The following is a 13,061-nucleotide window of genomic DNA, read 5'->3' as shown; positions in this document are numbered from 1 at the left end:
GCGACTACCAGACTGAAGTAAACGACGGCGTTACTTCGAGGGCACTTGTGCAGGGACCACCGGGGTTACAGAATCGACGTCGGCATTCTGCGCACGATGCCGTAATGCATGGTCCATCAACACCAACGCCAGCATCGCTTCGGCGATCGGCGTTGCGCGAACACCAACGCATGGATCATGACGGCCGGTAGTGATGACATCGACCGGCGTGCCATGCACGTCGATCGTGTGGCCGGGCAAACGGATACTCGAGGTCGGCTTGAGCGCGATACTGACGAGCACGTCCTGACCGGTGGAGATGCCACCGAGAATACCGCCGGCGTTGTTCGATAGAAAACCTTGCGGGGTGATCTCGTCGCGGTGCACCGTCCCTTTCTGCTCGATCGCGCGAAAGCCGGCGCCGACCTCGACGCCCTTCACGGCGTTAATGCCCATCATTGCATAGGCGATGTCGGCGTCGAGCCGATCGAATACCGGTTCACCGAGCCCCACCGGCACGTTCGACGCGATCACATCGATGCGCGCGCCGATCGACTCGCCTTCTTTGCGCAACGCGTCCATGTAGGCTTCGAGCTCGTCGACCTTGGCCGGATCGGGGCAGAAGAACGGGTTCTGCTCGACCGCCGCCCAATCTTTCAGCGCGCAATGTATCGGCCCGAGCTGCGCCAGATAACCACGCACCACCGTACCGTAGCGCACACGCAACCATTTCTTGGCAATGGCACCGGCAGCGACGCGCATCGCCGTCTCGCGCGCCGACGCGCGGCCGCCGCCGCGTGGATCGCGGATACCGTATTTCTGTTGATAGGTGTAATCGGCGTGCCCGGGACGAAAACGCTCGGCAATCTTCGAGTAATCTTGCGAGCGCTGGTCGGTGTTCTCGATCAGCAAACCGATCGGCGTGCCGGTGGTCTTGCCTTGGTAGACACCAGAAAGAATCTTTACCTTATCTTCCTCGCGTCGCTGTGTGACATGACGCGACTTGCCGGGCTTGCGCCGGTCGAGCTCGGGTTGAATATCGGCTTCCGACAGCTCGAGCCCCGGCGGGCAACCATCGACGATGGCCACATAAGCGGGGCCATGCGATTCGCCAGCGGTGGTGACGGTAAAGAGTTTACCGTGGGTATTGCCAGACATACGTCGATGTTACCAGAAACAAAGCTATTGCAGAGACGGTACGGTCTCGGCGGAACGCGCGAAAATCCAAGCGATGCCGCCGCCGATCATCAACGAATGATCGGTACGCACCAATGGGCTATCGTCGAAAACCGCACCGCCGAGATAGTCGTAACGCACGAAACCGCCGACCCAGAAACGATCGAAGCGTTTACTGATAGCAGCAGTCACGCGGCTGCCGCTGTATCCGCGGCCGGCGTCGTAGGCCGGGCGCGCCGGCGTAGCGAATTCGTCGGTCACATCATAATAATAATTATGGTAACGCTCGCCGGCGTACATAAAACCGATCGAGCTATCGAGCGTCCAACCGGGAATCAGATCGCGCCGGGCATAACGCAGGTACGGCGAGAATACCCAGCCGAGCGATTCGGCATGCCGGAAATCGCTCGCCGCCACCCAGCGCACCGGCAGCACCAGCGACCAGCGCTGGTCGTCTTGCTCGCGATCGTCGAGCTGGATGCGCAGCGCCGGTCCGGCCTCGAACGTCGGGTCGAGTTCGGGCATACCGGCACGCGCGCCGTCGTCATCGTCGCTTTTCGACGGCGGCCCGGCGCTGAAGCTCAGGTCGAGCCGTAGCCGGTTGCTACGAAATAGGTCGCCGCGCAGCCCTTCGCGGTCGACCTTCCAGTTCTCACCGCGATAGACCACATAAGGCAACGGCAGCAGGAACTGCGAGCGCTCGTCCGAGCCGCGATAATCGGGAATGCTAAGACCGGCAACACCGAGTCCAGCCTCCCACAGCGGCAGCTCGGCACCGTGTGCGGCCAATGACGACAGCGCCACCAACAGCAACCCACAGCGAATGATTATTTTGTGCATATTCCGCATGTTACGTATCACCTGCCTATAATGCTAATAAACCAAAAGGGACGGTCGTTATGAACACCCGCGCGCGCGCACTGCTGCTGTGGCTCAGCGCAACCTTCTTAGGGATGTCGAGCGGCATGCCGGTGCTGGCGACGTCGACGGCGACCGCCACGACCCGTGTCGAAGCGGCCAAGCGTTTCGAGCAGGGCCTGCTTTGGCGCATCACACCGCCGATCGGTAAACCCAGCTTCGTTTTCGGTACGCTGCACAGCGCCGATCAACGTGTACTCAATCTATCGGCACCGGTACAGCAATCGCTGGCACAGACCACCAGCTTGACCATCGAAGCATTGCTCGATGCCGCCGCCATAACGACACTGGCTGAGCGCATGCTTTATCTCGACGAGCGTACCCTGCCGTCGGTGCTCGGCGAGGCGCTATATACCGAGACTCGTCGGGCGATGCAAGAATTCGGGTTGTCGACCGAGCTGCTCGAAAAACAAAAACCCTGGGTCGTAGCGACGATGTTCCTCACACCCAGCGGTGTCGCGCTCGATTTGCAGCTGCAACAACAGGCGACAACCGCCGGTAAACCGGTGTACGGTTTAGAGACCATCGCCGAGCAAGTGGCGGTGTTCGATGGACTGTCGGAGGCGGACCAAGTGCAACTGCTGAAAGAAACAGTGCGTGATCGCGCCACCATCAAACCACAGATGGAACAGCTGACACGCGCTTACCTCGCACGCGATCTCGCCGGCATAGCCGCGCTGATGAACGACAGCCGGCCGCAAGATGCGCACATGCACGACGCGCTGATGAAACGGTTGCTGCAAGATCGCAACCCGCGCATGGTCGAGCGCATGGAACCGCGTCTCAAAGAAGGCAACGCCTTCATCGCCATCGGTGCCGCCCATCTCGGCGGCGCCGACGGTGTGCTGGCGCTGCTCGAACGCAAAGGTTATCGCGTCACTATGGTTTACTAATCGCCGCGTGGCCAGCAAGCGCCGCCCTCGCCGCCCCAGCACGCGCCGCCGTCCGCGCAAGCGCGTGCGTGCGCGCAAACGGGTACGCCGTACCACCACCCGCCGCCGCGTCAGCAAGCGTCGGCCGAAGCGTGCACGTAAGCGCGTCGTCCGCCGGGCGCGTCGCGTTCCGCGGCTATGGGCCGACTTATCGATCGAGCGCCTGCTCGATCTGCGCATCGCAGATTTACCGCTGCGTATCGAAGGCACCGAGCTGTCCAGACGCGTCCGTCGCTTGCACGCCGAGCTCAAGCGCCGCGGCTTCAAGTTTCGGCCGCACTGTTGGCTGTCGGACGAGTGGTTCAGTCCGGACGGCGTGCCCGGCATCGCCATTCCGTTTTTTCTCGCGCACCCGCGGCTCAAACGGCTCGAGCAAGAACGCATGCTCGAAGTCGAAGGCGGTTCGCACAACGATTGTCTGAAGTTGTTGCGCCACGAGGCCGGTCACGCCCTGCTCAACGCTTATGAATTGCACCGTCGGCGCGACTGGCAGCAGCACTTCGGTCGCTCGAGCGAACGGTACCCGGACACCTACGTTCCGCGACCGCACAGCAAACGCTTCGTCGCGCACCTGCCGAACTGGTACGCGCAAAGTCACCCGCACGAAGATTGGGCCGAGACCTTCGCCGTCTGGCTCACGCCCAACCTCGATTGGCGCAAACGCTATCGCGATTGGCCGGCGCTGAAAAAACTCGAGTACGTCGATCGTTTGATGCCGGAAATTCAAACGAAGACACCGCGACTCAGTAATCGTCGCTTGGTGTTGCCGCTGCGCGAGCTGAAGATGACGCTGCGCGAATACTACACCGACAAACAAAAACGCTACCGCCGAGATCAACCCGAATTCTTCGACGCCGACCTGTCGCGCTTGTTCTCCGCCACCGATGAACACAAGCACAACGAGCGCGCGTCGCACTATATTCGCCGGAACCGCTCGGAGATAATCGACATCGTCTCGCGCTGGACATCGGAATATAACTACCGCATCAGCGAAGTACTTAGGGAGATGGTCGCACGTTGCGACGCACTCGGATTGCGCGTTGCCAAGGACGATACCGCTATGAAACCCGATATTACCGTCTACTTGACGACGGTCGTCATGAACAAACTACACACCGGCGGTTTTCGCGTCACCTTATGAAGAAGATGCGCGTGCTGATGCTGGTGCACTACTCGCTGGTGCCGCCGGAAGATCTGAAGGACGCGGACGATCCGCGCATGGAGAAATTTCGCACCGAGTTCGACGTCAAGCAGGCGTTGCTCAAGCTTGGACACGAGGTAAAAGTCGTCGGCGTATACGACGACCTTACGCCGATCCGCAAAACCATCGAAGAATGGAAACCGCACATCGCCTTCAACCTGCTCGAAGATTTCGCCGGCAATAGCGCATTCGATTACTACGTCGTCAGTTATCTGGCGATGATGAAGCTGCCGTACACCGGTTGTAATCCGCGCGGCCTACTGCTGGCGCGCGATAAAGCGCTATCAAAAAAAATTCTTGCCTACCATCGCGTCAACGTACCCGATTTCATTGTCTTCCCCTACGGCCAGCGCATCGGTCGCATGCGCCGGTTGCGCTTTCCGATGATCGTCAAGTCGCTACTCGAGGAAGGCTCGGTCGGTATCGCCCAGGCGTCGTACGTCGAGAACGAAAGCGAGCTGCGCGAGCGCGTGCAATTGATCCACGAGAAGTTCAAGGGCGACGCCATCGCCGAGCAGTACATCGACGGGCGCGAGCTGTACGTCACCGTAATCGGCAATCGCAAGCTCGAAGTGCTGCCGGTGCGCGAGCTGGTCTTCGGCGACAACAGCCAAGGCGTGCCGAAGCTTGCGACTTATAAAGTAAAGTGGGACGAACAATATCGCTCGCGCTGGCAGATCGAATACCAGTTCGCACGCTTGGCGCCGCCGATCGCCACTAGAGTCACACAACTGTGCAAGCGCATTTACCGCGCGCTCGACTTGAACGGCTATGCCCGCATCGATCTACGGCTGACACCGGACGACAAGTTAAACGTGCTCGAGGCCAACCCCAACCCCGGCATCGCCCGCGATGAGGACTGCACGCTATCGGCCGTCAAGGCCGGTATGAGCTACGAGGAATTTATTCAACGGCTGCTGGTGTTCGGGCTGGCAAGCCGGCCGGCAACAATGGAAGCTTAAGACCGGCGACGATCGGCCGCGGCAACTATAAGCCGTATTTGCTCAGCAGCTTCTTCAACGTTCCATCCTTCTGCAACGCTTTAAACCCGCGGTCGAAGGCAGCCGATTTCTTTTCATGGTCGGCGGCATTCTTTGAAAAGGCGACATACAGCGGCATTTCGGCAACGGCCGGCCCGATCCATTCGATCTTGCCGTTAAGGTCGGGCAACGAGGTGTCGAGCAGATAGCGCGCCACCCCCTTGTCGATCAAGACCAGGTCGATGCGACCGGCGCCGAGCTTGCGCAGATTCGTTTCGTCATCGACCACCTCTTCCACACGCAATTTTTTGGCATTGTTGAACACTTCTGGATTGGCGTAGCTGCGGACTACGCCGACGCTGTACGACGCGAGATCGGCGACTGACTGGTATGCCACCGAGGTACCGCTGCGCTTGTAAAAGCCGATGGAGTTCGGCAACAGCGGTTCCCGAAAATCGAACCATTGTTCGCGCTCTTTGCTGTGCCAGATACCGACGATGCCGTCGACCTTGCCGGTCTGGCCCACCTGCAAAGCACGCGCCCACGGAAGAAATTCCACCTTCACGCTATAGCCGGCACGTTTGAACGCTTCGGTGGCGATCTCGGTGGCGATACCACCGTGCGCTAACGACTTGCCGGTATAGGGCGGAAATTCGGTGGAAACCAGTCGCAGCGAATCCGCGGCCGACGCCGGAAATGCGAATAGCACTGCGGCAAAAAACGCTAAACAGGCAACGACCGAACGACAGCGCTGAGTCAACATGGGTTTCTCCATTCCATCATTTAAGAATGCCACGCCGGGCCACCGAAACATCGAGTATTCTGCCCGAACGCAGCAGCTTCGCACATTCATCGGCCGGCAGCGGTGGACTGTAATAATAGCCCTGCATTTCATCGCAACCGTACGCCAACAACAATGTTAGCTGCTCACGATGCTCCACGCCTTCGGCGACAACCGGCAGATGTAGGCTGTGAGCCATACCGATAATGGCTTTGGCGATCGCACCGTCATCGGATTCGCGTACCAGATCGGACACGAACGAGCGGTCGAGCTTGATTCGATCGACCGGAAAACGTTTCAAGTACCCCAAGTTGGAGTAGCCGCAACCGAAATCATCGATGGCGATGCTGGTGCCCATGGCCTTCAATCGCGTCAGGATATGGAGCGTGAGCTCGGGGTCGTTCATCGACATGCTTTCGGTGATTTCGAATTCCAAATATTCGGCCGCCAAACCGGAATCGACCAACGCACGCCCGACTTGAGCCTCGAGGCTCGCCTGTACCAGCTGATGCATCGACAGATTAACCGCCATGCGTATCGGCGCCAGGCCGGCTCGTTGCCAGGCACGCGCCTGCGCACAGGCGGTGCGAATGACCCATTCGCCAATCGGCGCAATCAGGCCGGTTTCTTCGGCCAGTGGAATGAACCGACCGGGCGCGACTAAACCGAGCTCGGGATGGCGCCAGCGAATCAGCGCTTCGATACCGACGACGGCACCGCTGCGCAGATCGAGTTGCGGTTGATAATGCAGTAACAACTCGTCGCGCTCCAACGCGCGGCGCAGGCCGGATTCCATGACCAGTTGCTCGCTGACGCGCGTATACATGTCGGCGCGATAACATTTGACGTTGTTGCGCCCGCTTTCCTTGGCCTTATACATCGCGGTATCAGCGTGCTTGAGCAAGGTACCGGCGTCGTTACCGTCTTGCGGGTAGGTACTGCAACCGATGCTGCAGGTCAGCGTGATTTCTTGGCCATGCAGAATGATGGGGCTGGAAATGGCGCCGGTGAAACGCTGCAATAAATTCGACAACGCCGCTTCGTCCAGGACATCGGCTAACAACAGAATGAATTCGTCGCCGCCCAAACGCGCCAGCGTATCGCTCTTGCGTATATGCGCCGACATCCGCCGCGTAACCGTACGCAGCAGCTCGTCACCGGCGTCGTGGCCGAGGCTATCGTTGACCAGCTTGAAGCGATCGAGATCGATGAAGACAACAGTGATGTGACGGCGCTGCCGTTCGGCCAAGATCATCGCCTGTTGCAACCGGTCCATCAACAATGTGCGGTTCGGTAAACCGGTCAAGGCGTCGTACAACGCCTGATGACGCAATTGCTCTTCGAATTGCTTGTGGCGAGTGATGTCGTGAACCACCGTCTGAATCGCCGCTTGGCCGGCATACTGAAACGCCGCGCGCGTCACTTCGACGTCGATGTCGGTACCGTCGACCCGGCGCATCTTCGCCTCCATCAACCGCAACTCGCGTCCGCCCTGCAATAACTTTTGTATCTGCTCGCACGTCGCCGTGTGCCATTCCGGCGGCACCAGTTCCAACGTCGGCCGGCCCAGCACTTGCTCGGCCGATGCTGCGCCGAGCAAACGCAACGTCGCGCCGTTGGCGAAAACGATACTACTGTCGCGCTCGATCATGATCGCGTCGGGCGACATCTCGACCAATTGGCGATAGCGTTCCTCACCTTCACGCAACGTGCGCTCGGCCAACTCGCGCTCGTTGATTTCATTATTGAGCCGGTGCACCACTGTCTTCAGCTCGCTGACTTTCTGTCCCAGCTCGGAAGTGCGGTCGGTCACCACTTCTTCCAAATGCGCGCGATAGCGCGTTAACTCATCGACATCGTGTCGAATCGAAGCGCTCATGTTATTGATCGCCGATACCAACACGTCGAACTCATCCGGCTGTGGCAATTTTTTTCTCGGCAACACCAACTGCTCGCCCAAATTACTCATATCGAGCCGGCTGGCATAACGCGCCATCACCGTCAAATGCTGACTGACGAGTCGATTGAAAATAAAAAGGATGAATAGCGAAACGACGAATGTCTTGATGGTCTGCGTGACGAGAATGACCAGGACCTTGTCGCCTAGACGTTGATAAACATCGTCGAGCGAGGCGTCGATTATCAGCGTACCCAACGGAACGTGATCCCGCGCCGCATTATCTTTGATGAACACCACCGGCATTTCCCGATGGATAATGTCGAACTTTTCCGGCCGCGCACCCACCTGATCGACGATGTCGCCGCTGGCGTCGCGCAACAACACGAAGCGAATGTCCGGCAAGCGACGGATGCCTTCAATCTGCGTACGAATCTGCCGCATGTCGAAGTCCCATAACGCAACCGAGACACTCTCGACATAGGAACGCTCGATGTTGAGCATGCGCACTTCGATCTCGGAAACGTCGCGCCGGTAATCCAATAGCAGCTGTACGCCGGTCGCGATCAGCGCAAAAACAGTGCTGCATAATAAAATAGCAGTGACGACCCGCCGACTGAGCGATCGCCCCTTCGACCGGCGGATGCTGCTGGCGAAGGGTTTGCCCTTCTCCGTGGACCCCAACATACAAAAACGCCCCTCGTGGACGAATCGACGTATTTCTCGCAAGATTCATGCCTCAAACGGCTAACCGACGTAGGCTCGACTGCCATTTGTAAGCGCTTGCCGCAACCAATCTCGAGCGGATACAAAAGTTTAGCAGTGCCCTCACAGCTGTCACGGTATGACGCTCCTGACGGCCGATGGTAAGGTGGCCGCTCGCTGGGAGCTCGTAATTCGCTCCTATTACGACGATTGAAATTAGTGAAGTGGCAAAGGAAACCGCCGAACAATGCCCTTAGATACGACCGACCGCACCCCCGACCGGCGCACACAGCGCCTGCAACGGCTCCCTGCCCTGCTCGACCAGCGCCTACTGATCCTGGACGGCGCCATGGGCACGATGATCCAACAGCACAGCCTGACCGAGGCCGATTACCGCGGTGAACGTTTCGCCGACCACCCGGCCGACCTCAAAGGCAACAACGATCTGCTGGTACTGACGCAGCCGCAAATCATCCGCGACATCCACTCGGCGTATCTCGATGCCGGCGCCGATATCCTCGAAACCAACACCTTCAACTCCACCTCGATCGCCATGGCCGACTATCGGCTGGAATCGTTGGTGTACGAATTGAATCGCGAAGCGGCGCGGCTCGCCCGTGCTTGCGCCGATGCCTTCGAGCGCCGCGAGCCGACGCGACCGCGCTATATCGCCGGCGTGCTCGGACCGACCAATCGCACCGCATCGATTTCGCCCGATGTGAACAATCCCGGCTTTCGCAATGTCTCGTTCGACCAGCTGGTCGCGGCCTACACCGAAGCGACGCGCGGGCTGGTCGACGGCGGCGCCGATATTCTTCTGATCGAAACGGTATTCGACACGCTGAATTGCAAAGCGGCGATCTACGCGGTCGAAGACTACTTCGAGCGCCATCACCTCCGCCTGCCGGTGATGATCTCCGGCACCATCACCGACGCCGCCGGCCGCGTGCTCTCCGGCCAAACCGCCGAAGCGTTTTGGAATTCGATCGCGCATGCGCGGCCGTTGAGCGTCGGCCTGAACTGCGCGCTCGGTGCCAAACAGTTGCGGCAATACGTCGAAGAGGTCGCAACCTTCGCCGACGTGCGCACGAGTTGTCATCCGAACGCCGGCCTGCCGAATGCTTTCGGCGGTTACGACGAATCACCGGAATTCATGGCCGCGGAGATCCGCGATTGGGCCGAGCACGGATTCCTCAATATAGTCGGCGGTTGTTGCGGCACGACGCCGGCACATATCAAGGCGATCGCCGCTGCCGTCGCCAACGTGCCGCCGCGCAAGCAAGCGAAGATCGAGCCGCGGTTACGGCTTTCCGGCCTCGAGCCGATCAACATCGGCGCCGACACGCTGTTCGTCAACATCGGCGAGCGCACCAACGTCACCGGCTCGGCCGCGTTCAAGAAGCTCATCCTCAACAACGACTACAGCAAGGGCCTCGACGTCGCCCGCCAACAGGTCGAGAACGGCGCGCAGCTGATCGACGTGAACATGGACGAAGCCATGCTCGACGGTGAAGCGGCGATGCATACGTTCTTGAATCTCATCGCCTCCGAACCCGACATCACCCGTATCCCGGTGATGGTCGATTCGTCGAAGTGGAGCGTGATTGAAGCCGGCCTCAAATGCGTACAAGGCAAAGGCGTGGTGAATTCGATCTCACTCAAAGAAGGTGAGGAAAAATTTCTGCAGCAGGCGCACGCCGTGCGCCGCTATGGCGCTGCCGTTGTCGTCATGGCATTCGACGAGCAAGGTCAGGCCGATAGTCTCGCCCGCAAGGTTGAAATCTGCGAGCGCGCCTACCGGTTGTTGACCGAGAACGTCGGTTTCCCACCGCAAGACATCATCTTCGACTCGAACATCTTCGCCATCGCTACCGGCATCGCCGAGCACAACAACTACGCCGTCGACTTCATCGACGCGACCCGCGAGCTCAAACGCCGCTTTCCGTTGGCGCACACGTCCGGCGGTGTATCGAACGTGTCGTTCGCGTTCCGCGGTAACAATCCGGTGCGCGAGGCAATCCACTCGGTGTTCCTGTATCACGCGATCCGCGCCGGCTTGACCATGGCGATCGTCAACGCCGGCGTACTGCCGGTGTACGAGGACATTCCTACCGAGCTGCGCGAGCGCGTCGAGGACGTGGTGCTCAATCGGCGACCGGATGCGACCGAGCGCCTGCTCGAAATCGCCTCGAAATACGCCGGCAAGGGCGAGCAAACCAAACCGCCGGATCTTTCCTGGCGCCAGGGAACGGCGGCACAGCGCTTGACGCACGCGCTGGTGCATGGCATCGACGAGTACATCGATCAGGACACGGAGGCAGCACGCCAACAAGCCGAGCGCCCGATTCATGTCATCGAAGGTCCGCTCATGGACGGCATGAACGTCGTCGGCGATTTGTTCGGTGCCGGCAAAATGTTTCTGCCACAGGTGGTCAAGAGCGCGCGCGTGATGAAAAAAGCGGTCGCTTACCTGATTCCGTTCATCGAAGCGCAGAAGGACGGCCACACCCGCGCCAAGGGCCGCATCGTCACCGCCACCGTCAAAGGCGACGTCCACGACATCGGCAAGAACATCGTCGGCGTCGTGCTCGCTTGCAACAATTACGAAGTGATCGATCTCGGCGTGATGGTGCCGGCGGCGAAGATTCTTGAGGTCGCGCGCGAAAAGCAGGCGGACATTATCGGTCTATCCGGCTTGATTACGCCATCGCTGGAAGAGATGGCGCACGTCGCCAAGGAAATGCAGCGGCAAGGCTTCACCGTACCGCTGCTCATCGGCGGCGCTACTACCTCGCGCGTGCATACGGCGATCAAAATCGCCCCCGGTTATCAAGGTACAACGCTGTGGGTAAAAGACGCCTCGCGCGCCGTCGGCGTTGCCAGCAATCTACTCAGCACCGACCTCAAAGCCGGTTTCATCGAAAAAATAAAAACCGAATACGACGAAGTTCGCAGCCGCCATCAACATAAACAGGCGCTGCCGATGTTGCCGCTCGAACGGGCGCGCGCCAACAAAGCGCGTATCGATTGGTCGTCCTATGTGCCGCCGGTACCGAAGCGGCCCGGCATCACGCCGTTCGACGATTACCCGCTCGACGAACTCGCGCGTTACATCGACTGGACGCCGTTCTTCCAAACCTGGGAGCTCAGCGGAAAATTTCCGGCGATCTTGACCGATGACAAAGTCGGCGTCGAAGCGACCAAGCTTTATCATGATGCCAAGGCCGTGCTCGCCCAGCTTATTCAGGAAAAACGTTTGCGCGCCAAAGCTGTGATCGGCTTGTTCCCGGCGAACAGCGTTGACGACGATATCGAGGTATACACCGACGAATCGCGCGCAACGCTGCTGACTACGTTCCATACCTTGCGCCAACAAGACGAGAAGCCGGCCGGCAAACCGAACCGTGCGCTTGCCGATTTCATCGCGCCGAAGTACAGCGGTCTGGTCGATTACATCGGCGCCTTCGCCGTCACCGCCGGCCTCGGCGCCGACGACATCGCCCGCGAGTACGAGCGCCAACACGACGATTACAACGCCATCATGGTAAAGGCCTTGGCCGATCGCTTAGCCGAGGCGTTTACCGAACGCCTGCACGAACGTGTGCGCAAAGAGTTTTGGGCGCATGCATCGGATGAGCAGTTGGATAACGAGGCGCTGATCCATGAAGCGTATTCCGGCATTCGCCCGGCACCCGGTTATCCTGCGTGCCCCGAGCATACCGAGAAAGGCGTGCTGTTTGCGTTGCTCGATGCAACGCGCCACACCAGTATCGAGCTGACGGAAAGTTATGCGATGTGGCCGGCAGCGGCGGTCTCCGGTTTTTATTTTTCGCACCCGGATTCGCAGTACTTCGCGGTCGGCAAGTTGGGGCGCGATCAAGTCGAGGATTATGCCCGACGTAAAGGGATGGAGTTAGCGACGATCGAGCGTTGGTTATCGTCGAACTTGGGGTATGAGCCGGAGTAGAGGTTGAATCGCCCCGTAGGGGCGATGCCGGTCGAGGTAATAAATGTCATCAGCGGGATGCTCCGCCCCGCCGCCCAGGGTTACTTTTCTTTGCTTGTGGTCGCTCCTGCGCATCCTGCGCTCGCGACATTCGTACGTCCCGGTACAGCACCCGAAAAGTAACCAAAAGAAAGCACCCCCCGGGGTGGCGCAAAACCTTCCTCCGCTTCTCACTTTTGGCGACTAACTATGTCTGGCACAGTACATCCCTGTACTGAGCCAGACGCGCGCCTCCTGCGCGCTCGAGGCCAAAAGCTCCGATGCTCGGAATGCGCCACACGGGGATTAACAGCAACCGCAAAAACCCATTCAACTCACCCCCCACCCTAACCCTCCCCCGCGAGGGCCTGTCTCTTGATCACATTTCCACTGAGAAGTAGTTTCAAATTCTCTGAAACAAAAAACCGATGGATTACGATGATACCCAAGGACGCACTGGAATGGTCACGACAGATGTTTGGGGACTGTGAACTGGGCGATACCCGG

General features: G+C 59.3%; 8 protein-coding genes. 4 read left to right on the top strand and 4 right to left on the bottom strand.

Features of this window, described 5'->3' with window-relative positions; genetic code table 11:
* Window positions 1–30: 30 nt before the first annotated feature.
* Together aroC and HY308_13825 are read right to left on the bottom strand one after the other, a co-directional pair.
* Window positions 31–1,137 (bottom strand): chorismate synthase, encoded by a 1,107-nt coding sequence (gene aroC, locus HY308_13830; GenBank protein ID MBI3899360.1) that lies wholly within the window; start codon window positions 1,135–1,137, stop codon window positions 31–33.
* 24 nt (window positions 1,138–1,161) lie between these two features.
* Window positions 1,162–1,995 (bottom strand): MipA/OmpV family protein, encoded by an 834-nt coding sequence (locus HY308_13825; protein ID MBI3899359.1) that lies wholly within the window; start codon window positions 1,993–1,995, stop codon window positions 1,162–1,164.
* Window positions 1,996–2,054: 59 nt separating this feature from the next.
* Here HY308_13825 and HY308_13820 point away from each other — a divergent pair, with 59 nt between their 5' ends.
* The 3 genes from HY308_13820 to HY308_13810 all read left to right on the top strand — a co-directional run bounded on the left by HY308_13820 (window position 2,055) and on the right by HY308_13810 (window position 5,168).
* Entirely contained in the window at window positions 2,055–2,966 is a 912-nt protein-coding gene (locus HY308_13820) for a TraB/GumN family protein (GenBank protein ID MBI3899358.1), read from the top strand.
* A gap of 64 nt (window positions 2,967–3,030) precedes the next feature.
* The gene (locus HY308_13815) at window positions 3,031–4,146 is read left to right on the top strand and encodes a putative zinc-binding metallopeptidase (protein ID MBI3899357.1); all 1,116 of its coding nucleotides are present in this window, start codon (window positions 3,031–3,033) and stop codon (window positions 4,144–4,146) included.
* Window positions 4,143–5,168, top strand: coding sequence for an ATP-grasp domain-containing protein (locus HY308_13810; protein MBI3899356.1), 1,026 nt, complete (start codon window positions 4,143–4,145; stop codon window positions 5,166–5,168). Before HY308_13815 ends, HY308_13810 begins: the two co-directional genes overlap by 4 nt.
* A 25-nt stretch (window positions 5,169–5,193) precedes the next feature.
* Here HY308_13810 and HY308_13805 read toward each other — a convergent pair whose 3' ends face one another.
* Window positions 5,194–5,949, bottom strand: a complete 756-nt coding sequence (locus tag HY308_13805; GenBank protein MBI3899355.1) for a transporter substrate-binding domain-containing protein — start codon at window positions 5,947–5,949, stop codon at window positions 5,194–5,196.
* A 16-nt stretch (window positions 5,950–5,965) separates the two neighbouring features.
* Window positions 5,966–8,551, bottom strand: coding sequence for an EAL domain-containing protein (locus tag HY308_13800; protein MBI3899354.1), 2,586 nt, complete (start codon window positions 8,549–8,551; stop codon window positions 5,966–5,968).
* A 265-nt stretch (window positions 8,552–8,816) separates the two neighbouring features.
* On the opposite strand from HY308_13800, the gene metH reads away from it, so the two are divergent.
* Window positions 8,817–12,536 (top strand): methionine synthase, encoded by a 3,720-nt coding sequence (metH, locus tag HY308_13795; GenBank protein ID MBI3899353.1) that lies wholly within the window; start codon window positions 8,817–8,819, stop codon window positions 12,534–12,536.
* Window positions 12,537–13,061: the final 525 nt, after the last annotated feature.

It is taken from the genome of Gammaproteobacteria bacterium, assembly GCA_016199745.1.
GTDB lineage: Bacteria > Pseudomonadota > Gammaproteobacteria > Acidiferrobacterales > Sulfurifustaceae > JACQFZ01.
Note: the sequence above shows the minus strand (reverse complement) of the source record. Positions and strands in the feature narration are given on the sequence as shown.